This is a genomic window from Pontibacter mucosus (assembly GCF_003054055.1).
Classification (GTDB): Bacteria; Bacteroidota; Bacteroidia; order Cytophagales; family Hymenobacteraceae; genus Pontibacter; species Pontibacter mucosus.
In genome coordinates this window covers 13,398-38,061 of the sequence record NZ_QBKI01000017.1, presented here as the reverse complement: position 1 = coordinate 38,061, position 24,664 = coordinate 13,398, and the positions used below count along the sequence as shown (strand labels likewise).

General features: G+C 54.0%; 16 protein-coding genes. 15 read left to right on the top strand and 1 reads right to left on the bottom strand.

Annotated elements, in window-relative coordinates:
* Positions 1-139 precede the first annotated feature (139 nt).
* The 7 genes from C8N40_RS22095 (at position 140) to C8N40_RS22065 (ending at position 5,553) form a co-directional block, all read left to right on the top strand.
* The gene (locus C8N40_RS22095; protein WP_108213989.1) at positions 140-535 is read left to right on the top strand and encodes a hypothetical protein; all 396 of its coding nucleotides are present in this window, start codon (positions 140-142) and stop codon (positions 533-535) included.
* Positions 536-641: 106 nt separating this feature from the next.
* Positions 642-1,373, top strand: coding sequence for a hypothetical protein (locus C8N40_RS22090; protein ID WP_108213988.1), 732 nt, complete (start codon positions 642-644; stop codon positions 1,371-1,373).
* A 64-nt stretch (positions 1,374-1,437) separates the two neighbouring features.
* Complete coding sequence (locus tag C8N40_RS22085; protein WP_108213987.1) at positions 1,438-2,070, top strand: hypothetical protein; 633 nt, start codon at positions 1,438-1,440, stop codon at positions 2,068-2,070.
* A 672-nt stretch (positions 2,071-2,742) separates the two neighbouring features.
* The gene (gene ltrA / locus C8N40_RS22080) at positions 2,743-3,966 is read left to right on the top strand and encodes a group II intron reverse transcriptase/maturase (RefSeq protein WP_108213986.1); all 1,224 of its coding nucleotides are present in this window, start codon (positions 2,743-2,745) and stop codon (positions 3,964-3,966) included.
* 123 nt (positions 3,967-4,089) lie between these two features.
* Positions 4,090-4,401, top strand: a complete 312-nt coding sequence (locus C8N40_RS22075; RefSeq protein ID WP_108213985.1) for a hypothetical protein — start codon at positions 4,090-4,092, stop codon at positions 4,399-4,401.
* Positions 4,402-4,484: 83 nt separating this feature from the next.
* On the top strand, positions 4,485-4,937 hold the full coding sequence (locus tag C8N40_RS22070; protein ID WP_108213984.1) for a hypothetical protein: 453 nt from the start codon (positions 4,485-4,487) through the stop codon (positions 4,935-4,937).
* 85 nt (positions 4,938-5,022) lie between these two features.
* The gene (locus C8N40_RS22065) at positions 5,023-5,553 is read left to right on the top strand and encodes a hypothetical protein (protein WP_146173622.1); all 531 of its coding nucleotides are present in this window, start codon (positions 5,023-5,025) and stop codon (positions 5,551-5,553) included.
* Positions 5,554-5,715: 162 nt separating this feature from the next.
* Here the strand turns inward: C8N40_RS22065 and C8N40_RS22060 are convergent, their stop codons facing one another.
* Entirely contained in the window at positions 5,716-6,000 is a 285-nt protein-coding gene (locus tag C8N40_RS22060) for a HipA domain-containing protein (RefSeq protein ID WP_425440670.1), read from the bottom strand.
* A gap of 475 nt (positions 6,001-6,475) precedes the next feature.
* Between C8N40_RS22060 and C8N40_RS22055 the strand changes: the two genes are divergently transcribed.
* The 8 genes from C8N40_RS22055 to C8N40_RS22020 all read left to right on the top strand — a co-directional run bounded on the left by C8N40_RS22055 (position 6,476) and on the right by C8N40_RS22020 (position 24,415).
* Positions 6,476-7,234 (top strand): GntR family transcriptional regulator, encoded by a 759-nt coding sequence (locus tag C8N40_RS22055; protein WP_108213982.1) that lies wholly within the window; start codon positions 6,476-6,478, stop codon positions 7,232-7,234.
* Positions 7,235-7,573: 339 nt separating this feature from the next.
* Positions 7,574-8,836 (top strand): MFS transporter, encoded by a 1,263-nt coding sequence (locus C8N40_RS22050; RefSeq protein ID WP_108213981.1) that lies wholly within the window; start codon positions 7,574-7,576, stop codon positions 8,834-8,836.
* Between the two features lie 174 nt (positions 8,837-9,010).
* Positions 9,011-12,187 carry a SusC/RagA family TonB-linked outer membrane protein gene (locus C8N40_RS22045; RefSeq protein WP_108213980.1) on the top strand — a complete coding sequence of 1,059 codons (3,177 nt, stop codon included), beginning with the start codon at positions 9,011-9,013 and terminating at the stop codon, positions 12,185-12,187.
* An 18-nt stretch (positions 12,188-12,205) separates the two neighbouring features.
* Positions 12,206-14,062 (top strand): RagB/SusD family nutrient uptake outer membrane protein, encoded by a 1,857-nt coding sequence (locus C8N40_RS22040; RefSeq protein WP_108213979.1) that lies wholly within the window; start codon positions 12,206-12,208, stop codon positions 14,060-14,062.
* On the top strand, positions 14,062-14,982 hold the full coding sequence (locus C8N40_RS22035; RefSeq protein WP_108213978.1) for a DUF5017 domain-containing protein: 921 nt from the start codon (positions 14,062-14,064) through the stop codon (positions 14,980-14,982). Before C8N40_RS22040 ends, C8N40_RS22035 begins: the two co-directional genes overlap by 1 nt.
* Positions 14,983-15,268: 286 nt before the next feature.
* Positions 15,269-16,774, top strand: coding sequence for an L-fucose/L-arabinose isomerase family protein (locus tag C8N40_RS22030; RefSeq protein ID WP_108213977.1), 1,506 nt, complete (start codon positions 15,269-15,271; stop codon positions 16,772-16,774).
* 18 nt (positions 16,775-16,792) lie between these two features.
* Positions 16,793-20,167 carry a LamG-like jellyroll fold domain-containing protein gene (locus C8N40_RS22025; protein ID WP_108213976.1) on the top strand — a complete coding sequence of 1,125 codons (3,375 nt, stop codon included), beginning with the start codon at positions 16,793-16,795 and terminating at the stop codon, positions 20,165-20,167.
* Positions 20,168-20,320: 153 nt separating this feature from the next.
* Positions 20,321-24,415, top strand: a complete 4,095-nt coding sequence (locus C8N40_RS22020) for a cellulase family glycosylhydrolase (protein WP_108213975.1) — start codon at positions 20,321-20,323, stop codon at positions 24,413-24,415.
* The last annotated feature ends 249 nt before the right edge of the window (positions 24,416-24,664 follow it).

The window sequence follows — 24,664 nt, the reverse complement described above, 5'->3', positions numbered from 1 at the left end:
CCAACGAATAAAATGCCACACCCTTAGGACAATATATCTTCAAATCACTATCTTTAACTAAGCACCAAGCAGAGGTTTTTAGACAAACTGACGTTGGCATGCATTTATAAGTTATAGAAGTTTCCTCAACAGAACATAGATGAAAGTACTTGGCCCATTTGAGTATGTATTTTGGAACTATGGTGTACTCCTACTTTTGGATGAATACTTCTATATCGTGAAATTGAATAAAAAGGCTTCCATGAAGTTTGGATTTAGTACTCAGATACCGATTTTTTCTGACCCTGTTGAAAATCTTACAATCTCCAGTCTCGATTCATTTTTACAAGAACACGAGTTCGTAAAACTGGAGTACGATTGTGATTGTAAAGTTGAAATTAAGTACTCATCGTGGGGTAACTCCATTTATGTGGAAGCTGGCAGCAGGAGCTATAAGTTCAAAATCATGAATAGGTATAAAAGCCAGCAATATCAAGATTGGTTAAATGAATCTTTCCAAGAGAAGTTTTCTGTTGAAGGCACCTATATTGATTAAACCAAGCACTTAAGAAAGAAAAACGAAATGCCAACAAGGTGCAGCATTTAGGCTCAGCTATGCTTCGCCCATTAGCTGCACAAGCCGTTATGCATAATCTCAATTTATGAAGTATTACTTGGGAGCATATTATTTTATAAAACTGCATAAGGCAAATTACGGCTCCATAAAGGACACCAGAATTTACACATGTAGTACCTGTATAAATGACTCCTATTTCGATAGTTGGTCAATAACGTGGAGTGCAGTCAATAACAGCGACAATGTTAAAGAAGTCAAAAAGGAGTTTAACCTTACAGACCCACAAATCACAGATATTCAAACTTGGGCTGACCAGAAATTTGAAGAAAAGAAAATAGGCTGGATAAATACTTTCTCCGATTATGATGTACTAAGTGAATACAAGAACAAGTTTTTTAGCAATGCTCAAGACTATCTGATTCTTAGCATCAACTTTCCAGAAACAGAAAAGAATGACTTGTTAGAAGAGTTTAGTATCAAAGAGAAAGGTATAGGAGCAATCGGACTTTGGGAGAATCTAAACAGAAATATTCCAGAAGTAACTGACGAATCAGAAATTGTGATTGGATTCGACCTAATTGGAGTAGAACTAAGTGGGGACTTTCATACCTTTCATTGCCATGACCTTGCTAATGACTTGATTCAAAAATTCAATATCGAAATCAACCAGTACGGACTGATAGCTAACGAAGATAATTGGGAACAGATGGTTGAATTCATGAACGATGAAGAGAATGGATTTGAGCCTGTTCCTTGGTTCTTTGTCAAGGTGAAAATGGTAGACGAAAAGAAAAAGCATTTGCATAACAAGGCCTAAAAAACACAGCTGCCCTCGGGACAGCAGCGTTTTTTAGCCAATCCGTTATACCCAATAAAAAATAATGAACTTAACAGGACTCGATTTAGAAGAGGAAGATATAACCTTACTAAACTCATGCCTTACGCATCTTCAAAAGCGGTATACAGTTGAGGTGTTGGACTATGATCAGATACCGAATTTGATTGATTTATCATCTGAACTAAAAAGCTATCAGATACTAAGTCATTGGAAAGACTTTGAAATCATCAACATCTTTCAAATAATGGTTGGAGAAGAGGTGTTCCAAATAATCAATGTGTTTTTTTCATATTTAGTAAACATTGGAAGAGGGCAGCTTAGGGAATTGACAGACATCCAAAGTATCGGTCGGACGGAACTGTCTGTAGATTTAGGCCATGTGCTAATCACTCCCGAAACCATTACAGACAAAGTGATTGATTTCTTTCTGCATCGGGATGTGGACTTTGAAGCCAGCAAAGAGTTTAGTGACAGATTTTTGCTTCAGACTTCAAACAAGATAGCTGCACGACATTATTTTAAAACTGAATGGCTAAATAGTATTGCCAAATTAAAGAATGTTGAAATCGAAATTACTGCCAATAAGCTGATCGCAAGGTTTCCCAAAAACACTACTAAAACTGATTCAATGTCAATTGCAAGACTGCTAGAAAAAGCAAAAGAGACTATAAAATAACAGGGTATAACCCGGCACATGCTCCATTCTCGGCTACGCCTCGTTCGCAGCATGTACTAATCCGTGTGTGTCTTGAACTGACTCCTGATGAACAGGGAGTTGGGTGCTGTACAAAAGATGAAGGATTCTTTACGAGCGCTGCCCTTCGAGCGGAGGTCAAGTGAAGCGACTGGCTGTCGAAGCAGTAGAGCCTAAAAGGAGAGAAGGCCCTTCGCAGACGACTGTCAGGAGTAGTCTGCAAACCACCTGCTGCTGCCGAGGGCGGAAACTCCCCGGTGGTGAACGAGCCAGGAAAAGCGGGGGCTCAAGACTCTCGCAGGTACGTGTTGTCGAGCTGAATAGAGTGAACCAGCGACCGAAGCCTCGTAAGTACTAAGGCGATGCTGAAAACGGGCAATTACGGTTGTGCCCGTGACTAGAGTGTGACAGATGCCCTGATTGCCGGTCACGCAGCATCCGGGGTAAAGCTGGCAGGACGACAACGACAGGCTTTTGTACGGAACAAGAGAAGTCACCCTCGCCCGGCTGACCTGCAAGGCAGCAGGCGTGTCCGGACAGCACGAGAGGGTGGCGGCGGACCGGGCCGTAGTAGCTGGGAGGCTGCCGAAAAGCAGCGGAGCCAAGGGCCCGGCCTGTTCGTAATTTCATCAGCAAGAGACAACCAGCGATGGGATGATTGATTACTATGAAGTAAAGTCACAACCAATTACCAGGGTGATGGTCTGGCAGGCCTACCGCAAGGTGAGAGCCAACAAAGGCGCAGCCGGCATAGACCACATGGGCTGGCAGGACCTGGAGCAGGACCTTCCGCGGCAGCTCTACAAGCTGTGGAACCGCCTCAGCTCCGGCAGCTATTTCCCCAAGCCAGTCCGGGAAGTGGTCATTGGCAAGAAGGGCGGGGGCGAGCGCAGGCTCGGTATCCCGACCATCCTGGACCGCATTGCCCAAGAGGTGGTGCGGGCGCACCTGGAGCGGGTGGTGGAGCCGCTGTTTCACAAAGACTCCTACGGCTACCGCCCCGGTAGGAGCTGCCATCAGGCGGTGGGCAAGCTCAGCGAGCGGGCACAGTGCCATGATTGGGCCATCGACCTGGACATCCGGAGCTTCTTTGACACGATTGACCACGAGCTGCTGCTGCAGGCCGTCAGGCACTACTGCCCTGACAAATGGGTGCTGCTCTACATCGGGCGCTGGCTCCAGGCGGGTATTGTGCAGCAGGACGGGACAGCTCTGGACCGCCTGACGGGCACGCCGCAGGGCGGTGTCATCTCGCCCTTGCTGGCCAACGTGTTTCTGCACGTGGCCTTTGACAAGTGGATGGAGAAACACCACCCGGGAAAGCCCTTCGAGCGCTACGCCGACGATGTGGTGGTGCACTGCAAGTCAGAGAAACAAGCCCAGTACGTGCTGGCCTCCATACGCAGCCGCGTGGAGGCCTGTAAACTACAGCTGCACCCGGACAAGACCCGAATCGTGCACCTGCGGGGAACAAGTGAAAAGAAGTACCCCCGCAGCCTGGACTTTCTGGGCTTCACCTGGCGGCCTCACTGGAGACAGACCAGCAAAGGGATGCGGCTCATGGTGAGCCACTTTATCAGCACCAAGTCCATCAGCAGCGTGCTGCATAAGCTCAGCCGGATGCACATCCACCGCTGGCGCAAGCCGCTGGAGGAAGTGGCCCAGGTGCTCAGGCCGGTGATACAGGGGGTAATCAACTACTACTGTAGGTTCTGGTCCTCGCACACGCATTACCTGTGGCTCCAGCTCAACACGCGGCTGCTGAAGTGGGCCAAGTGGGAGAAGGGGCTGCCGATGCGGGAGGCGGTGAGGTGGATGAGGAAGAGGTATCGGGAGAAACCGGGTCTTTTCCCGCACTGGCAATTGGTACGTCCATAATGTTAACTACATTAGTGATAAGAACAGGAAGAGCCGTATGACGGGAGACTGTCACGTACGGTTCTGTGAGAACGCAGGGGTGAAACTCCCCTGCGTGACTCGACTATGCTAAATTTTTAATTAATGGAAGAATCAGAATTGATAATTGAAAAGGAGCAACTGCATGACTCAATAGTAAAAGAAATTCTGATTGACAGGAAAGAAGAATCTGTAGTAATAAGAGTAACAACGGCAGAACTTTACTATCCAGAAACAGAGGCTATCTCTATCATAGCTGAACAAGCAAGTTACTTCACATGCTCAATGAAAAACCCTTGGGGAAGAAGTTGCTCAATAAATGAAGTTGTAAAGAAGGGGAACAGGCTTGAAATAGAAATGCAGAGTGGGGATATAATTATGATTGAAGCAGAATCATTCAAGATTGTAAAAGAATAACTTAGCATAACCCTGCACATAAACCAAGCTGCGGCTACACCTTGCTCGCTTTATGTACGCGGCCGTTGTGAAATATAAAAATCATGAAAAAAGGTCTTCTTGCGATTCTTCTGATTACGATAATAGTAGGAACCTCCTTCAGCCAATCGAAAATAAAGAAGAGCCACTTTTCCTTGATAATTGGTAGCTGCTTTAAATCTGATACTGTAGACATAAGCATAAATGGGCAGAAGCTTGTAAGAGGCGCACTTGTTGATTCCAACTTTTCTACTGGTGTAACACAATTAGCCATCTACCAAGATGATGATGGTCTTTGGGTCCTAAATGAAAATGAGAAAACAAACCATGGCAAACTGGACGTGAATAAAACCCTTGCTCTTAACATTAAAATAAATGGAGTGGCAACGTCAAAAAGTGTAGATTTAAGAAAGGGGTGGATTCTTATGCTCGACAACTGCTATACTGAATCTAAGACAGGTAAGCCAGAAAGAACTATAACTATACAGCAGCACAAGAAAACATTAGTGCTTGAATAAAATTACATTTCACAACACGGCACAAAAGTCAAGCTGCGGCGACACCTTGCTCGCCTTTTGTACTAAACGTGGGTAAACTAAAAGTATGAAAACAATATTATTGACAGGTCTTTTGTGTTTTACCTTTGGAATGGTAAGTCAAACTCTAATGACTGGCAATTATACATACTTTGTTCCTGTTCTCTTCTCATTAGGTGTAAGCATTGGCAATTACAATAAATTTAGAATTAACAGATTAAAAGGGCTGTTTCTAAACGCTATTTTTTCCTTAGCTATATTCTTTCTTGCTATTCTTTTTGCCTTGGGAGCATCATATGTAATTGGTTTCGCCGCAGTTCTTGCTTCGGGTGTCGTAGCAGCTTTAGGGCTATACTTGTTGGACAGCCTGATATTTAAAGTAGAAAGAAAAGGATTGGGTCTAATAATTATTCTTGCCTCCAGCACAATGGTTTTGCTGTTGTTACAAGGAATAAGAATGCTTCATAAAAGCGAGAGTTATCTTATAAATGAAGCTGAGCTGTATGTGGTAATTTGGATGACTCTTGTAGGTATAGGTTTTGGAATAGCTTTGAATTTGAAAGAAGAAAGTCATCCCACAACAAAACCTATAAGTTAGCTTCGCCACATTATAGCCCAACCGTTGCAAGAAATTCAAAGTTATAAATGTATATTCTCTTTGCACATCATGAAGTTTACCGTGTCAACGAACCGATTGAAGTTGTGCGTGACAAAGTCTGCGCTATTGCAGATAAAAAATGGTCTGATTTTGCAGAAAACATCACAGGTAGACTAAGAGATGACGGTGCATGTCCGCGTTCCCGGTGAGAAAGGAAAACAGCACCTGCTCGAAGAAGTTGAGCACATCCAGGCCCGGGTTAACCGAGTTCCTGAGGATGGCCTTGGCTATCTGTTCGTAGGACCCGTGGTATTTGTCCTCCGTTAGCCGCTCTGTCAGTTGGCACATATCCCCCATGTGTAGCTTACCTTTCGGCGTGCGGTCTATGCGTTTGGTGAGGTAGGACAGATTCCCCGACTGCAGGCGGATCAGGCTGTGCGGAACCACATCTATTCCGGCGATTATAATTTGGCTTCACCATGCTTCTTTACCCAATAAGGTTTAATAAAGTGCTAGGTTAGAGCCAGAGGAATCCGCCGGCATCCAACAGCCAGTCCTGCGAGATAATCTTACTCTTTTTCTTTCCCGGATACGTTACCCAAAAGGATACCTTCACAAGTAAACAATTCTGGCTAACGAACGATTCTGCGAAGTATGGCAGTAGCCTTAGCCAATGTAATGTATCGTTTATAGCTTTCCTGAATGTGGCCGTGAGCGCTGTTTCCGGGAAAACAGCACCGGCCGGTTCCTTACCTGGGATAGAGCTAGGGGGAACGTATTTTTTCTTAACGCGTTAAGTTGTTGGTAATTAGAGGAGTTTGTCTCTTGTTGAAAATGTTTTCTCCCCGATAACCCTGGGGCAGATTCGCTTATTCTAAATTTTCTTCTATATTGAGGCTTAGTTTTGTAAAAACGTCTGCAAATGAAGCCGAAGTTCATCACGATAAGCGAGTCGATCATAGAGAAGATCAGATCGGGCGAGTTGCAACCCGGGGATAAAATCCCTTCGGAAAATGAGCTGATCAAGCAATTCAAGGTAAGCAACACAACGGCGAGAAAAAGTCTCCTCGAAATCGAGTCTAAGGGCTGGGCACAGCGCATCAAGGGGAAAGGAACCTTTGTGCTGAACCGTACGGAGGATCATCACTTGGTGCGCACTCTGGGGTCTATTGATGCCACCCGGCGCGGATTTAACGAGGGCTTGCGGGCTGAGGGCTTCAATCCTAAAAATATCGTGCTGGAGAAGTCTATTCTTCAGCACGGCATCTCCTCAGAGATCAGTGGAAGGCATTTCATTATGGACGGCCCCGTCCTGAAGATACACCTGCTGCGCTATGCCGACGAGGTGATCATCAAGGATGAGATACGGTACATCTCCCTGAGGCTTTGTCCGAAGATCAACATGATGTCGACTGATATTTCATACTTTAAGGTGTATGAGGATAAGTACCATCACAAGATTTCGGACATCAAGCAAACGTTAAGTACGACCATCCTCAAACCGGGGGATGAAGACAATAACTTCGAAGTGGAAGAGCAAATCCCTGTCTTTGTGCTGGACAGTGTCATCCTTTGCCAGCCCGAGCAGGTGCTTGAAATCGAGAAGTCCTACTATCGGGGAGACAAGTACAAATTTGCAATTGTGGCTAACCCGGAGTACAATGACACGTCAAAAGGCTAGGGCTTCGGGCCTCGCCCTGTGCAACCCGGGCTTACCCTTCTAACCGGACAGGCACCCCGTCCAGATTCCTTTCTTTTACTCCCTCCTTATAACTTCCTGTGGCCACCATTACTGTCGGTATTTTCCGCCGTTAATATAACTTATAGCGTTAAGTGAGTTGAGCGCATTCTACTGTTTTTTCTGTGGTAATCGTTGGTGAAGGCTTTTCTGCTTCTAAAAAGCTGTTTTTATACTTGGCTAGAAGTTCTATATAAAAATATTGCAGCATAGGTTTGGCTTTTTATTTTTCTTTTCGTACGTTTAGTGAGTGATTACTTTTTTAACCTAGTGCGTTAAGTTATGCCGTCCCGAATCCGCTGGTTTGTACTTGTATTGGTTTTCCTGGCAACTGGTCTGAATTTTCTGGATCGGCAGGTGCTGTCAATGGTGATCATCAAGATCCAGGAAGAGTTTAACATCAGCGATGTGGAGTACGGCATGGTGAACACAAGCTTTCTGATCAGCTATGCGCTTATGTTCACCATCGGTGGGCGGTTGATAGATAAGTTTGGCGGGAAGCTGGGTATGGCGCTGTCGGTTGGCGTGTGGTCCGTGGCCACCAGCCTCCACGGGGTGATGACTGGATTCGGGCAGCTGCTTGCTTTCAGGTTTTTGCTGGGCGTAGGCGAAGGCGGGTGTTTTCCCGGTGCGGCTAAAACCGTATATGAGTGGTTCGGCAAAAAGGAGCGCGCCCTGGCCAATGGCATTGCCATCGGCGGTTCGGCCATAGGAGCCGTGCTGGCCCCACCCCTGACCATGCTGGTTGCCACCCATTATGGCTGGCGCTGGGGGTTTGTCCTTCCGGGCATGGTTGGCCTTGTATGGGTGCTGGTTTGGGTGTTAATCCCGTGGAGAAGGAGAACAGGGGGGGGAGCCATCGGGGAGCTCCCGCAGGAAAAGGCTGCCTCCGTTCCCTTTATGACCCTTTTGAAGAACAAAGAGGCCCTTGCCTTTATCCTGATCCGGTTTCTGCTGGACCCTGTCTTTTACTTTCTCATGTTCTGGGTGCCGAAGTACCTGAACGAGGAGCGGGGCCTGTCGTTTGAGCGGATAGGGGAGCTATTCTGGATCCCTTTTCTGGCGCTGGGCGTCTCCAATATCGCAGGAGGTTGGTTTTCTGACAAGCTCGTGTCCCGGAACCTCTCTGTCAATGCATCACGGAAGACGGTAATGGGGCTTGCGGCCCTGATCACACTCGTGGCCCCTATGATTGCCTGGGTGAATTCAGTGAACGTGGCCATTATGCTCATGGCCATCCTGATGCTGGCCCATGGATTCTGGATCACGAACTATATCACGGCTATCTCCGATGTTTTCGGCAAATACGCCACGTCAACGGTGGTCGGTCTGTCGGGGACAGCCGGGGCTGTGGCAGGCATGCTGATAAACCCCCTGATAGGGCTTGTCATTCAGAATTATTCTTACACCCCGCTGTGGGTCGTTGCAGGGATCATGTACCCGTTTGCCTTCCTGCTGCTGGTTGTCCTGATCCCTGAAATCAGGCCGGTCGCGTTTGGCCGGGAAGCCCATGCGGCGGCAGTGCTGGAAGGGGTGCGACGTTAATTTTTTTTGTTTTTCCCAAGTTAGTGCGTAAGGATAGCGGGTGTATAGCGTCTGCTTTGTTGGAGCAAAGGGAATGGCAGAATAAGGAGCGTCAGCAGCTGTGCGGGTGGGAGGTCCTGCAGGTGGGGAAAGTGCCTGCCGCACAAGAGGAATGAACTAACTAAACTTTTTCCTATGAGACAATTTTTATACAAACTTTTATCCCTCAGGCTGATCGGGCTGACGCTATGCCTGCTGCTTGGTGCGGGGAGTGGCCTGCATGCGCAGTCCCCGGGTCGTATCCCTGTCAGCGGCATGGTTTCCGGTGCGGAGGACAAGCTACCCTTAATCGGTGCATCCGTGGTGGAGAAAGGAACCAGCAACGGCACCGTCACAGACAGCGAGGGGCGGTTCAGCCTCACTGTGTCCGAAGGCGCTATTTTGCTGGTTACGTATTTGGGATTCAGGCCTAAGGAAGTACCTGTCAACAACCGGGCGAGCCTGCAGATTGTGCTGGCCAAGGATGATAAGAAGCTGCAGGAGGTCGTGGTGATTGGATATGGAACCGCGGCCCGGGGAGACATCCCGAGCTCCATCGGGCAGGTAAAGATGGCTGACTTCGAGAAGGCGCCTGTGAAGTCCTTTGACGAGGCGCTGGCCGGCCGCGTGGCTGGCGTTACGGTGTCAGGCAATGATGGACAGCCGGGCTCCAACACCAATATCGTCATTCGGGGTATCGGGTCTATAACGGGCAGTACGGCCCCGCTTTACGTGATTGACGGCTTTCCCATGGAGGAGTCTTTCGCCAATACCCTGAACCCGAGCGATATTGAGTCGATTGACATTTTGAAGGATGCTTCTGCCACAGCGATTTATGGTGCCCGGGGCGCAAACGGGGTGGTGATGATCACCACCAAGCGGGGACAGGCCGGTGCGCCTGTCATTACCTATAACGGTTACTATGGTTTTTCTGAGAACCCCAGGCCGCTGAAGCTGATGGGGGCCTACGAGTTTGTGAAGTATCAGAGCGAGCTGAACCCTGATTTTGCGGACAGGGTATACTTTACAGACGGAAGAACGCTGGAGAGCTACAGAAACGCCGAAAGCATGGATCTGCAGGATGAGATTTACCAAAGCTCCCCGGTGCATAACCACGAGCTCTCCCTCAGGGGCGGATCGGAAAACACCCGCTACTCTATTTCCGGCAACATGCTCGATCAGGACGGTATCATCATCAATTCCGGTTTCAGGCGTTACCAGGGAAGGGTGACCCTGGACCAGAGTATCAAAAAGAAGCTGAAGGTGGGGGCGGATCTGACCTACAGCAGTGAGAAGACACATGGCACGATCGTCACCCAGTCCAATGACAATACCTATACCTATGCCAACCTGAGCCTGCTATACGCGGTGTGGGGCTTCCGCCCGGTAGCAGGTGCAAATGAGAGTCCCCTTGATGAGCTGTTTGACCCTTCCATCCCGGCGACGGACTTCCGGGTAAACCCTATTCTGTCAGCCAAGAACGAGCTGAGGGAGACGAAGGTGAATAATTTCAGGGCCAACGCCTATGTCGAGTACACCATTATCCCTGAGCTGACCTTGCGGGTAGCCGGCGGGGCGGCCCATGTGACAGTTGAGCGGACGGGATTCTTCAATTCCCTGACAACGGCAGGAAACGAGCGGAGGGACCAGAAGCAGAACGGCTTTGTGTATTACCGGCCCATTTCCAACTGGAACAACACCAACACGCTCACCTACAAGAAGGCCTTTTCCGGGGGGCACCACCTGGACGTGGTGGCGGGCACCGTAATACAGAAGCAGGAAGATGCGGACTACGGTTTCTCCGCCATCCAGGTGCTCAATGAGGGAACGGGCGTGGACGGGCTGGATGAGGCTGCCTCAAACTTCGGCGTTTCCGGCAGCTCCCGCTGGTCCATGGCTTCCCTGCTGGGGCGTGTGAATTACAACTATAAGTCAAAGTACCTGCTCACCGGCTCCCTGCGCTACGACGGTTCCTCTAAGTTTGCCCCCGGAAACCGCTGGGGTGTCTTCCCATCGGGAGCCCTGGCCTGGCGGATGTCCGAAGAGCCTTTCCTCAAAGAGCTTGCCTTTATTCATGATGCCAAACTGCGTGTGAGCCACGGCGCCACCGGCAACAACCGGATCTCCGACTTTGCCTATCTGTCCACCTTGTCCATCCCGAGGTTCGGAGGGTACTCGTTTGATAATGCGGCACCGACCAGGGGTGCCCTGTTGGAAAATTACGGAAACCCGGGCCTGCGGTGGGAAACCACCATCCAGTCCAACCTGGGCTATGACCTGTCCTTATTCCGGGGACGTGTAGACCTGACGGTGGATGTGTACCGCAAGACAACAGAGGATGTACTGCTCAATGCCAACCTGCCCTACAGCACTGGGCTCACCACGATACACAACACGGCAACCGCTTACAAGAACATCGGTAGAATACGGAACGAGGGACTGGAAGTGTCCCTGAGCACGGTCAATATCCAGCGCCCGGACTTCGCGTGGAGCACGAATTTCAACATCAGCTTTAACAAGAATGAAGTGATGGAGCTGAATGAGGGCCAGACCGCTTTGCTGCAGAACGTAAGCTTTGATACCGATTTCCGGAACACCATGCCCTACATTGCGCAGTTAGGGCAGCCAATCGGGCAGATGTATGGCCTGATTTGGGATGGGGTGTACCAATACGACGATTTTGACCTGGTGCTTGGAAACTATATGCTGAAGGACAATGTGCCGACGAACGGGCAGCCAAGAGCCAACATCCAGCCCGGGGACATCAGGTACCAGGACATCAACGGTGACCTGGTGGTAAATGAGATGGACTTCACCGTGATTGGAAGGGGAGTCCCCATCCATACGGGTGGTATTTCCAACAACTTTTCTTACAGGGGCTTCGACCTGAACGTGTTCTTCCAGTGGTCCTACGGGAATGACCTGATCAATGCCAACCGGTTGTTTTTTGAGGGCAATGCCAAGCGCGTCATCTCCCTGAACCAGTATGCCGATTATGCCAACCGCTGGACTCCCGAGAACCCGAGCAACACGCATTACAGGACAGCGGGGAAAAAGGATACCTATTACTCCAGCCGGGAGGTGGAGGATGGGTCTTTTCTCAGGCTGAAGACGGTGTCGCTGGGCTACACCTTCAGCCAGGCGCTGGTGAGCAAGCTAAGCCTGAACTCGCTGCGGGTATATGCCGCAGCGCAGAACCTGCACACCTGGACGAACTACTCGGGATCCAACCCGGATGTTTCGACCAGGCACTCGGCGCTGACGCCTGGCTTTGACTTTGCCTCCTATCCCCTGGCCAGGACTATCACCTTTGGACTTACAACCTCTTTCTAAGCTATAACTGTGTTCCCCATGAAAATAAGACACTATTTATTCAGCTTGCTCCTGTGTGTCGGCGCAACCTCCTGCGAAGACCTGCTGGATACAGCGCCCACGAATTTTATTGCCCCCACCTACAAAACCATTGGGGAGCTGGAGACGGGCCTTGCCGGGGTGTATGATGTGCTGGGAAACAGGGCTGTGTATGGCGATGTACTGCCCTACTGGCTGAATGTCAGCACCGACATCAGCTATACGAACACCGGGCAGCTGAACACCACCGCCTATATCTATACACCCGCCGACGCCCAGATCACTGACTTCTGGAAAGTGCTGTACCAGGGCATCTACCGGGCGAACCTGGTACTGGCCAAGGTAGACAACCCGGAGTTGGATGAGACGAGGCGGAACCGCATCAAAGGCCAGGCGCTGTTTCTGAGGGCCTACTACTATTTCCTGTTGGTGAGCAATTTCGGGGACGTGCCGCTGCTGCTGACAGATGCCCCTGATATCAACAACGTGAACGTGCCGCGCGCGCCGATGCGGGAGGTGTACGAACTGATCGTCCGGGACATGACGGCCGCTGAGGCGCTGGTGGAGGAAGCTGCCGGCTTGAAGGGGGGAGGCAGGGTATCCCGGTCAGCCGTACAGGGCGTGCTTGCCAGGGTACACCTGACCATGGCCGGGTATCCGCTGAACGACAAGGCCCAGTACGCCGAGGCCCTGAAATGGGCCCAAAAAGTGAAGGACTCAGGCATGCATGCCCTCAACCCGGACTATAGCGATGTGTTCATCAAGTACGCCCGGGATGAGTATGACATCCGCGAAAGCATCTGGGAAGTAGAGTTCCACGGGCTCCTTTCGGCGGGGTTGCAGGAGTATACCTACTATGTTGGTGTGAGGGGAGGCATCCGGAGCGCCGACCCGGCGATCGGGCAGAGCAGCGCGCTGGTACTGGCTACCAAGCGGCTGTATGATTTGTATGAGAAGCCCTGTGCGGAGTGCCCGGTGCCGCTGAACTCCCCGGACCTGCGTCGCGATTGGAATATCGCCACCTTCACGTATGCGGGCAACCCTGGGGTAAAGACCCACAACCCGGACTTGTGGCGCAGGACCATGGGCAAGTGGAGAAGGGAATATGAGACGCTGTTGCCGAAAGACGCCTCCGTCTCTGCGCAGAACTTCCCGGTTCTCCGTTACTCCGATGTGCTGCTGATGCTGGCCGAGGCCGAGAATGAGGTTAACGGTCCTACCGCCCTGGCTTATGAGGCGATCAATGAGGTGCGCCGGAGGGGCTATGGTGTGTTGAATGATGGAAATAAGCCGCTAAAGCTGCTAGAGCTTACGGACGGGGGGGCAGGCTACATGGTGGCGCCCGATGTGTATATCGACGGGGTTAATGCGACTGCAAGCGGCCTGGCTGTCGCGCAGCTGTCCCCGGTAGCAGACGAACAGGGAGGACACCAGGTGTCCGGTATTTACTACCAGGCAGCTCCGGGCAAGTTCGCTTCCGGTTACGCCAGCCCGCCTGCCATCACCCTGGTGGCCAAACAGGGGGACGCAGGCAGTGGGGCAGCCGCCGTGGCGGTGCTGACGGAGCAGGCCGATGCTGACCTGCAGCCGGGGCTGGGGAAGGAGGCCTTCCTGCAGGCGGTGAAGGATGAAAGGGCGCGCGAGCTTTGCTTTGAGAGCTCCAGAAGACCCGACCTGATCCGCTGGGGCAACTTTATCGGGGACATGAAGGAGTACATGGCCTGGGCGCTCGCCAACGGCGCAGTGCAGGGGCATGTGCTGGCGCAGACAAATATTTCCGACAGGAACCTCCTGCTGCCGATCCCAACCTATGACCTGGCCCTGAACAAGGCCCTCACCCAAAACCCAGGATACTAATGATACAGAACAGAGCCATGAGATATGTCCTTATTATTTTATTGTCGGCCTTCGCTTTGACTTCCTGTGAGAAAGACCTGGAAGTAGAGGCCCCGGACTTTGACGTGCAGGTGGAAAAGACAACCTACAAAGTCGGAGAGCCGGTCCATTTTACCTTCAGCGGGTATGCGGGTAACATTACCTTCTATTCGGGCTTGCCGGGAGCGGACTATAACTTCAGGGATAGGACCGAAGTGGAAGGAGGCAAGCCCCAGCTAGAAGTAGTGACGCAGTACGGTGGGGGTGGTACGCAGGTAAACTCGCTGCGGCTCATGGTAAGCTCGGACCTGCAGGCCCTAACCCGGGAAGGCATCCTTGCCGCCACCTGGGCTGATGTGACCGACAGGGGCGCCATTGCCCCGAATACGACGGTGACTCCTTCCGGGACGATTGACCTGTCCGATGTCGCCGTGGCAGGCAGGCCGCTGTTCTTTGCCTTCAAATTTGAGGGGAGAACAGACCCGGATCATGCGGCAGGCAACTGGATTGTGCATGGGTTCAATGCCAGCACCCAGCTGCCGGACGGTTCCGCAATTCCGGTGGCCACCTTGCAGACGGCCGGCTGGCAGCCTTTCAGCGTGTCAAACGACGCCAATGCCTGGTATTCCAGGGGCACCCCAATTGTAGACCTTGTGATTATCGGTGGAGGAAAGAATGCTCCAGAAAGTGAGGACTGGTATATCTCCAAGCCGTTGTTCTTCACCAAGGTGCCGCCGGACAGGGGGCTGCCACTGCAAAACATTGGCACCAATGCCCTGAGCGGCCATACCTATGTGTACCAGGTGCCGGGAACCTATGTGGTGACCTTTCTGGCATCCAACACCAGTGTAGACGATCACAGGCAAGTGGTGAAGCAGTTCGAGATTACAGTGAGTGAGTAGTGATAGGTTAGGTAAAGGAGTCTGGCCCGGGGAAAAGGGGCCGGGCTCCCCACCTATATGAGCCTGGTTTGAGGGGTTAAGGAAATGCCCCCGTAGGAGAATCCCGGCAGAGGCGTGTGCCACTTCCCGGATGTTCTCACAGGGCTTCTGCAGCGTTTTCTAACTTAGTGCTCTAAGTGTAGATTCCGAGGCGCTAAACTGCTGTGGGTGCCTGCTCCCTGTGGGGGCAATCGCCGAAGGGCTTGACAAGAGTTTTGAAAAGAATTTTATCAATTAAACTTTAAATATGGATCAGATTGTAGCACCGGCAGTGGTGACGCCTGAAGCAAATGCCCACGTGTCTCCCACCATAAAGAAAAGGTCGGCAACAACTCCGAGGATAGGTGTTTTCGGGGTGGGGTATGCGAAGTACTGGGAGCAGTTCGAGGGGTTGTACGACCAGATGATGGAGAAGCAGGCGCTTTTCCTAGAAAAGGTGAAGAAGCACCAGGCGGAAGTGATTGACTTCGGCATGGTGGATGACGTGCAGCGCGCTTACGAGTTGCTGCCAAAGCTAAAGGGGGCCGACCTGGACCTCATTTTCTGTGACATGCTGACGTATGCGACCTCCAGCACCTTTGGCATTATCATCAAGAGCATAGAGGTGCCAATCGTGCTGGTGGCGCTGCAACCTGACAAGGCGCTGGACTATAGCAAGGCATCCACGCACCAGCAGCTCTATAACGACGACATCTGTTCGCTGCCGGAGTTCACGGGAGTGGCCGTGCGCATGGGCAAGCGGGTGCCGGATGTGATCATCGGGACCCTCCATGACGATGCGGCCGCCGAGGAGGAAATCGGGAAGTACTGCGCTATAGCGCGCGTGCTCCATGACCTGAAACGCGCGCGCATCGGGCATATCGGGCATCCGATAGAGGCGATGCTGGACATGCACTCGGATGCCACCATGCTGACGGCCCATTTCGGGGTGCATATCGTGCAGTGCGAGGCTCATGAGATTGTCAAAAAGTACAGGCACGTGGCGGAGCATGACGTGGAGGCAGAGAAGGAGCGCATCCTGGATTTCTTTGATACGCCCGACCCTGTCTCAGACCCTATTTCAGAAAAGCTCCGGGATGCTGACCTGGAGGTGGCTGCCCGCGTGTCGGTGGCGCTGGAGGAATTTGTGGAGGACAGGAAGCTTGATGGACTGGCCTATTATTATGAAGGGGAGGATAAAAGTGACACCCGCCTGGTGATGACCAACCTGATTGTGGGCAACTCCCTGCTGACAGGGGCCGGCTTCCCGATGTGTGGTGAGTCAGACCTGAAGTGCTGCATTGCCATGCTCATCATGGAGCGCCTGGGCATTGGGGGAAGCTTTGCGGAGTTCCACCCGGTTGACTTCAAGGAGAACTTTATCCTGGTAGGGCACGACGGGCCCCACAACATCACGATTGCGCAGGGCAAGCCGGTGCTGCGCAGCCTGAAGAAATACCACGGGAAGCCTGGCTTCGGCGCCGGGGTGGAGTTTAAGATCAAGGAAGGCCCGATCACCATGCTCAGCATTACCTCCACGTATGAGGGCAGGTTTAAGTTCGTAATAGCCGAGGGCACCTCGGTAGAGGGGCCTATCCCACCGACCGGCAACACGAACACCAGGGGATACTTTAAGCCGGATGTGAGAACTTTCCTCAGAAAGTGGGTCAAGGAGGGCCCCACGCATCACTTCGCCCTGGGTGTCGGGCATCATGCCGAGACCATCAAAAAGATAGGGGAATACCTCAACATCGAGTCCGTGATAGTGGAATAAAAATAAGATAGGTTGCTTATGAAGACGGCGGTTGCGTTCTTTTTCTTTCTGCTGAGCCTCGTGTCCCTTGCGCAAGGGACTGCGCTCGGAACCGGGGGACAGGTGCAGGGGCCTGCGCAGCAGGAGCCGGGTGTCTTGTTCCGGCTAGGTTTTGAGAATGGCCTGGTTGCCCAAGCGAAGGGGGATCCAAGCCCGTTGCGGGTTGGAGACAGGCCGGAGGCCGTGGAAGGGGTCAAAGGCGCCGCCGCTTTCTTCAAACCCGGGCAGGTGCTGCAGTACGCGGCGGCAGGAAACCTGGATAAGAACCAGGGCACGATCGCGGTGTGGGTGAAACTGCCTGCCGCAGGCGATGCAGAGACCACAGGGCCCCTTACCCTGTTCCGGGAGGAAGGTCCGGACTCGAAAGGAGGCAACAGCCTGAAGATCGAGCTGTACCCCGGCCGTTTCATCCGCTTCAGCCTGAAGGATCCGAAGGACTCTTACATTTACTTCCACAAAATCAACACCTGGGACAGGCAGGAGTGGCACCACCTGGCTTTTACCTGGAATGTGAAGAAAGGGGCAGCCATGTATGTAGACGGCAAGCCCTCTTCTATCGGCTGGATGCCCCAATGGACTCCCCGGACACATGATACCTTTTTTGTAGGGGCTGCCAATGCCCGGGGAGAGCAGGCCTGCCAGGCTGCCCTGGATGAGCTGGTGATCTATGACCGGGAATTCACAGCGGAAGAGGCCCGCAGAGCCTATCGTCAGTACAGGACCTTCAGGGCGGACATAGCCATACAAGACCCCTTTGTAAGGGTGTCAGAGCCAGGCAGCGTGCACGTGGCAGTACATAATCCCGGGGAGGAAAGCATACATCTTACAAGCATACACTATGCGCTTTCAACGGAGGAGGGGAGGGAGGTGCTACAGGGCCAACTGCAGGATCAGACCATCCGGGGGCTGGGCAGGGAACGCCTGCATGTGCCCCTGACCGTTGCTGTTCCCGGCACCTATACCCTTACCGTAACCTATCAGGAAAACAGACAGCAAAGACAAGTACGCGCCCCTGTGCAGGTGGCGGCAGCCGCCGCAGCGCCAGGGGCACAGTCCGCACAGAAAACGCTCATTGCCCAGGTGGATGCGGTGACGCAGCAACCTGTGGGAGAGGCAGGCGGCACCACCATTGTGCCCTCGCCACTCGGCACTTACCGGGAGGGTGGGGGACGGGTGCGAGACCGTTTCGCCCTCGATTTTGAGGTACACGATGTGGGGGAGCCGCACGTGGCCGTGATCACCTACCCTGACGACAGGCCCCGAACCATGGAGGTGATGTTGCAGGATTTCGGCAACACCATAGACTTTCAGGTGCACACCGGGGTGTTCACCGGAGAGGAGTACCCGCTTTCCCATAAGATGCTGGAGCACCGGGTGGTATTCTGGCCACGTTCCAAAAGGCAGGCGTTTATTTTCATGACGGCGGAGAACGGTTACCCGGCGGCGGTGCAGCAGGTAAAAGTGTACAGGCTGCACGATTTTGCGGTTGCCTCCACCACAGGGAGGTTTCAGGGAAGTGTTCCTGCCCGCAGTACGGGCCTGTATTACGAGGACCCGGTGCTGTTCCACAATTTCGGCACGGGCCGTGACCTGGCAGGCTTCACGAAGGCAGCCGATCGGATGATCCAGTACATGCAGTCCTTCGGACAGACCGAGGTAGAGTATCCGCTGGCCTGGTACGCCGGGCCTTTGTACGGAACCTCTGTGGAGCTCTTTGAGCCGGACATCGACGGGGCGCAGGGAGGACAGCGGCCGCACCCGGGTGGCTACCCGGCTTACCTGCTGCAGCGGCTGGGGGAGCATAACATGAAGTTCACGGCAGGCCTGCACATCCATACGTTACCGAGCCTGGACAACTATGCCCTGGCGGACACGGCGCGTCTCCACCAGGGTGAGGAAACAGTTATCAACATCAACAAGGACGGGAAGCTATGGTATGGTTACTGGCACGGAGCCGACCCGAACTACAACGCGGCCGACCCGCGGGTCATGGCCTCGGTCAATGCCATCGTGCAGGAGATCACGGAGCGTTATGGCAAAGCGCCTGCCTTTGAAGGCATCTCCCTGGTGATGGCCCGTCCCAAGCTGTTTACCTTCGGGTCCCTGGCGTCGGGCTACAACGACTCCAACCTGCAACGCTTCCAGCAGGAGACGGGCTTCCGTATCCCTGTCTACACCCCGGGTGACCCGGAGCGGTTTGCCCAAAGCTATGCCTGGTTGATGGAGACCCCTGCTGCCAAAAAGGCCTGGATAGACTGGCGGTGCAAGGTCCTGTACGAGCACTATGCGGGCATGGCCCGGCAGATGGCTGCTATCCGTTCCGATCTGAAGCTGAAACTGAATGTGTTTGTGCACCTGACCCACAACGAGCGCCTGGCTGACTACCTGGCGCAGCCGCCGGTAGAGGTGATGCGAGAGATGGGCATTGACCCGGCGCTGTATAAAGAGCATCCCAACATCGTGTTCAACTATACGTCCGTGCCGGCCGACCTGCGCTGGAAGCGGTCGCATTACCCGCCCGCCCGCCATGAGGTAAACCGTACTGTCATGACGGCTCCGGAGGTGGTGGCCGCCCTAGCAGAGCAGGAGCAGGTGCGCATGACGATACATGACCGTTACTGGGAAGACCCGGTGGGCAGTGAGCAGCCGCTGGAAGGGTTGAAGGCCTTGGGGGTCAGGGAGATGGTGTGGCGAGCCTCTACCTTTAACGGGGCCAGGTTCCATAGCCTGGAACCCTATATGTTCGCGCTGCATCACCTGGATGCCGTCAGCATGGTCAAGGGTGGCTATGTCGTGGGCACCTTCGGGATGGAGCAGGAGCTGGCGCGCTTCTCGCAGTCCCTGCAGGCATTGCCTGCCGTGAGGTTTGAGGAGGTCGAGGCTGTTTCAGATCCGGTGCGTATCCGGCAGCAGGTAGTCGATGGGAAGGTGTATTTCTACGTGCTGAACACCCTGCCGGAGCCTGTGGCTATAAAGGTGAGGCTAAGGGAGGCAGGGGCGCTACAGGAGCCCACCTCGGGGAGACTGCTCAAAAAGTCCCGGAAGCAGGGCCTGAAGCTGGAACCCTACGAGCTGCAGGTCTTTACGAGCGCTTCTACGAGCCAGCGTGTGGAGGGAGGGGACGTGAAGCTTTCCAAAGCATGGATCAACACCTTACAGGAGCGTTATGAGCGGTTGTGGCAAGCGGCCCGGAAGGAAGGTGCGGAAAAATATGCGCCCTACCTGGATCTGGCACGTCGGGCCTGGGAGGCGGGGCAGTACTCCAGGCTGTACTTTATGCTGCAGGAGAGCTGGGCAAGGGAGGTGCTGGGTACCGAAGCAGGTGCGGTCAGCGTGCTCGGGAGGCAAGACTGATGAACCGTCCGGTTGAAAAACAAAGGGTTGAGTGCCTGTGGCAGGTGAAAAGGATTTCGGGAGACACCCCTTTGCAGGGAATGGGCTGAGCGGGTGGAGGAGAAGCTACAGAACCCCCCGGTAAAAGGCTTTTATAACTAACTACATAATGCCATGGGAAAGAAAACAGCCCGCCTCTTAGCCTTACTGCTGGTGGTGATACATCATTTTACCTTCGCTCAGGACAGGGAGGATGTCCTTTTCAAGGACGGTGACCGCGTGAACTTCATCGGCAACAGCATTACCCATAGCGGGGAGTTCCACAACTTCATTCTGCTGTACTATGCCACCCGCTTTCCAGACCAGAGGGTAGCCTTCCGCAACGCTGGTATCTGGGGAGACAACGCCAATAACTTTCTGCGCCGGATGGACAGCGATATCCTGGCCGAGCCTGCCGAATGGTCCGTGGTCATGGCGGGGATGAACGATGTCAACCGTGCACTGTACGCAGCCTCCAGGCAGCATGAGCCGGACATTGAAGCCAGGAAGCAGCGCGCCCTGGACGACTACAGGGGCTACATGGAACAGGTGATACGGAGGCTGCTGGGGTCAGGCACAAAGGTCATCCTGCAGAAGCCAAGTATCTACGACCAAACGGGCGATCTGCCTGCCGAGAACATGTACGGCGTGAATGACGCCCTGGAACGGTGCACCGAGATTATTGATGAGCTGGCGCGGCAATACAACCTGAAGGTAGTGGATTACTGGACAATTCTTCACAGCCTGAACCAGCAGGTGCAGGCTGCAAACCCCAAAGCCACCCTGATCAGCAACGACCGTATCCACCCGGGCACGGTGGGCAATTTTATCATGGCTTACCAGTTCCTCAAGGACACGGGCGCGCCACGCTTTGTATCAGAGGTCAGCATAGAGCGTGGCAGGCTCAAGCGCTGCAAGGGCTGCACGGTCACGGAGCTTACCGCAACCGACAGCTTGCTTGAATTCCGGTACCTGGCCGGGAGCCTCCCGTTTCCCGTACCAGCCGAGGCAGCACCGGCGCTTGAGCTGGTGCCTTTCTCACAGGAACTGAATACAGAGTCCCTCCGGGTTTCCCATTTGGCACCGGGAACATATGCCCTGACGATAGACGGAACCTTTATTCGAAACTATACGGACGAGGAGCTGGGCAGGGGGGTGAACCTGGCCCTGGAGCAGCGCACACCGCAGTACAAGCAGGCGGTGCAGGTGCAGGCGCAGGCCAGCCTCTACCGATCGCTTCAACGCAAGCTGCGCGACATCAAGCGGGTGGAGATAAACTACCTGCCGGCTGAACTTCGGGACGCATCGTTTGCAGACGTCAGGGCGTTTATCGAGCACTTAAATAACTCGCAGGACCCCAGGTATACCGCCAACAAAGCCCTCTTCGACAGTTACCTGGTGGAAAAACCCAGCGAGCGGGAGACGGAGCGGCAGCTTGCCGGGGTGGCGGATTATATCTATACCATCAACAAACCCAAAGAACATGGGTTCCGCCTCAGACTGGGTGCCCGGGTGGACCCGGATGCGCAGATCACTCACCGCTGGGACTTTGATGAGCCGGTGGTGGATGGCCAGGTGGAGGGGTGGACGATTGTGAACTATGGCAGCCCGGGCACGGTAGGGGGGATCCTGCACCTGACGGGCGTGCAGACCTACAACCACATCCGTTACAATGTGCCGGCCACCGGCGCGGTAGACCCGGCGCAGAGTAAAACAGCCCTTATCCGCCTCAAGAACGGCACTGCCAATACAAAGGCCAGGTTTTACTGGTGGGGTAGCGCCGCGACGGCCGCCTTCATCGAGTTTGACATCGCTGCCAACGACACCGCGTTCCGGGAGTATAAAGTGGATCTGAGCAGGGACGCCCGCTGGGGCGGGAACATCAGCATCATCCGGTTTGATGTGCCGAGCCCACTTCATGCCGCCTCATTCGGCAGGCAGGTGGCCATAGACTATGTAAAGCTGAGCGGGGAGCAGGTGCCCCTTCCGGAGCCGGAGCCCCTGGGGCCGATGCCGGACAGGACGCCGGCTCCATTCGGGGTGAACCTGGCGGGGGCTGAGTTTGGGGAGGTGTGGGGACCGGATTACTCTTACCCGACGGCTGGCGAGCTGGACTACTTCAAAGGAAAAGGCCTGAACCTGGTCCGGCTCCCTTTTAAGTGGGAGCGGATACAGCCCACGCTTCACGGGCCCCTGAACCAGGAGGAGCTGGCCAAGATGCGGGGCTTTGTGCAGGCGGCCAGGGCAAGGGGCGTATGGGTGTTGCTGGACATGCACAACTATGGGCGAAGAAACATCGGGGGCACGGAATATATTATCGGTGATCCTGCCCTGCCGGTAGAGGCCGTGGCAGATGCCTGGTACCGGCTGGCCGTTGAGTTTAGGGCGGATGAGAATATCTGGGGCTATGGAATCATGAACGAGCCGCACGGCATGCTCGCCTCCACACCCTGGTTCACGATAGCCCAGGCAATTATTGCTCAGATCAGGACCACCGATACCCGGACGGCCATCGTGGTGGGAGGCGATAGCTGGAGCTCTGCGGCCAGGTGGCCCGCTGCCAGCGATAACCTGAAAAACCTGGAGGACCCGTCAGACCGGCTGATCTTCGAGGCACACGTCTACTTTGACGACGATGCCTCCGGCAAGTATGACGGCACCTACGACCAGGAGCGGGCCGATCCGAACATTGGCATAACCCGGACGGCCCCTTTCGTGAAGTGGCTGCGCGACAACGGGCTGCAGGGCTTTGTTGGAGAATATGGGGTGCCGGACAACGATCCCCGTTGGCTGACAGCCCTGGATAACATGCTGACATTCCTGCAGCGCAACTGCGTGAATGGCACCTACTGGGCCGCCGGGCCGCGCTGGGGCAGCTATAGTCTGGCGGTAGAGCCCGTCAACGGGCAGGACAGGCCTCAAATGGCGGTGCTGGAGAAGTACAGGACAGCTAATACTTCCTGCACCGGTGAGGTGGATCTGGAACCGCAGACCCACCGCTGGGAATTTAATGGTGCCGTGGAGGGCAACCGCATCGACGGCTGGACCATCGTGAACTACACCAATGCCAGTTCCGCCAACGGCATCCTGGGTTTAACGGTATCACAGACCTACCAGCACATCAAGTATGATGTGCCAGCCGGCAACGCCATTGACCCAGCCAGGAGCAGGTATGCGGTTATCAGGCTGAAAAACACCACCCCGGATACCAAAGCCCGTTTTTACTGGTGGGGTCCCGTGGGCGACAACGTGGCCCACTACACCGAGTTTGACATCAGGGGCAATGATGCGGATTTCCAGGAGTATACCCTGGACCTGAGCCAGTACGCGGACTGGACGGGGAAGAGCAGCATCCGCATCATCCGTTTCGATGTGCCAGGTACAGCCAGTGCCGCCTCCGTGGGCAAACAGGTACAGGTAGACGAGGTCAGGCTGCTGTCTGCACTTCCGCAGCAACAGGTCTACACCTGGCGTTTTGACGAGGCCGTGAATAGCAACAGGGTGGAGGGCTGGAATATTGTCAACTACACAGGCGGCCACACTGCCGGAGGTGTCCTGCACCTGACCACTTCCCAGACGTACAACAATATCCGGTATGATGTGCCGGCCACTGCACCGGTGGACCCGGCCGTGTACAGGTATGCCACCATCCGCCTCCAGAACGGGACGGCGGACACCAGGGCGCGTTTTTATTGGTGGGGCCCCGTGGGGGACAATATAGCCAACTACGCGGAGTTTGGCATCAGCAGCCAGGATACGGAGTTTAAGGAATACACGGTAGACCTGAGTCAACTGCCCCTCTGGACGGGAAAGAGCAGCATCCGCATCCTCCGCTTTGATGTGCCCAGCCCGGTGAGCGAGGTCTCGTATGGGGCAACGGTCCGGATAGACGAGATCCGCTTATCCTCGCATCCGCCCCAGCCATCCGTACAGGTGGATGCCGTGATGGCAAGGGCAAGCGCCGCTACCGAAACAGCGCGTGCCAGGTTCTTTGCCAGTGCTGTATCCGATCGGAGCATCCGTGTGGAGGCTTTTGTGCCTGAGGCCACGGAGGGGGTACTGGTGATCACAGACATGGCGGGCCGGAAGCTGGCGGAAAAGCCGTATGGTTTTGCCCGGGGCCACCATGCGCTGGAGGTACGGGTAAGAAAGCTAGCACCCGGCATGTATATCGCCACGTTCTACAGTGCCAGAGAAAAGGTGAGCAGGAAGTTTGTGGTGCAGTATTGAGGGCCGGGCCTTTGTCAGGCCCGGCAGCAGGCCAAAGCGTCTTCAGGGGACGCCTTGGTTGCTCTTACCGTCCCTGATGTCCCTAAGGCTGGTGCAGCTGCCGGGGGGAATTCCGGCGTATGGCCTGTGTCGCTGCTGACACTTCCCCGATGCTTCCTGTGCTGGAGCAAGAGGCAGGGATGGCAGCCAATACCTTGTTATCTTGCTCCCTACTGTTTTCCTTTTACCTGATCCGAACATACCATGAAA

Coding starts and splice junctions, on each gene's coding strand:
- C8N40_RS22020 (WP_108213975.1), top strand. CDS start 20,321: ATGGGAAAGAAAACAGCCCGCCTCTTAGCCTTACTGCTGGTGGTGATA.
- C8N40_RS22025 (WP_108213976.1), top strand. CDS start 16,793: ATGAAGACGGCGGTTGCGTTCTTTTTCTTTCTGCTGAGCCTCGTGTCC.
- C8N40_RS22030 (WP_108213977.1), top strand. CDS start 15,269: ATGGATCAGATTGTAGCACCGGCAGTGGTGACGCCTGAAGCAAATGCC.
- C8N40_RS22065 (WP_146173622.1), top strand. CDS start 5,023: ATGAAAACAATATTATTGACAGGTCTTTTGTGTTTTACCTTTGGAATG.
- C8N40_RS22055 (WP_108213982.1), top strand. CDS start 6,476: ATGAAGCCGAAGTTCATCACGATAAGCGAGTCGATCATAGAGAAGATC.
- C8N40_RS22035 (WP_108213978.1), top strand. CDS start 14,062: ATGATACAGAACAGAGCCATGAGATATGTCCTTATTATTTTATTGTCG.
- C8N40_RS22070 (WP_108213984.1), top strand. CDS start 4,485: ATGAAAAAAGGTCTTCTTGCGATTCTTCTGATTACGATAATAGTAGGA.
- C8N40_RS22090 (WP_108213988.1), top strand. CDS start 642: ATGAAGTATTACTTGGGAGCATATTATTTTATAAAACTGCATAAGGCA.
- C8N40_RS22045 (WP_108213980.1), top strand. CDS start 9,011: ATGAGACAATTTTTATACAAACTTTTATCCCTCAGGCTGATCGGGCTG.
- C8N40_RS22075 (WP_108213985.1), top strand. CDS start 4,090: ATGGAAGAATCAGAATTGATAATTGAAAAGGAGCAACTGCATGACTCA.
- ltrA (WP_108213986.1), top strand. CDS start 2,743: ATGATTGATTACTATGAAGTAAAGTCACAACCAATTACCAGGGTGATG.
- C8N40_RS22040 (WP_108213979.1), top strand. CDS start 12,206: ATGAAAATAAGACACTATTTATTCAGCTTGCTCCTGTGTGTCGGCGCA.
- C8N40_RS22085 (WP_108213987.1), top strand. CDS start 1,438: ATGAACTTAACAGGACTCGATTTAGAAGAGGAAGATATAACCTTACTA.
- C8N40_RS22095 (WP_108213989.1), top strand. CDS start 140: ATGAAAGTACTTGGCCCATTTGAGTATGTATTTTGGAACTATGGTGTA.
- C8N40_RS22050 (WP_108213981.1), top strand. CDS start 7,574: ATGCCGTCCCGAATCCGCTGGTTTGTACTTGTATTGGTTTTCCTGGCA.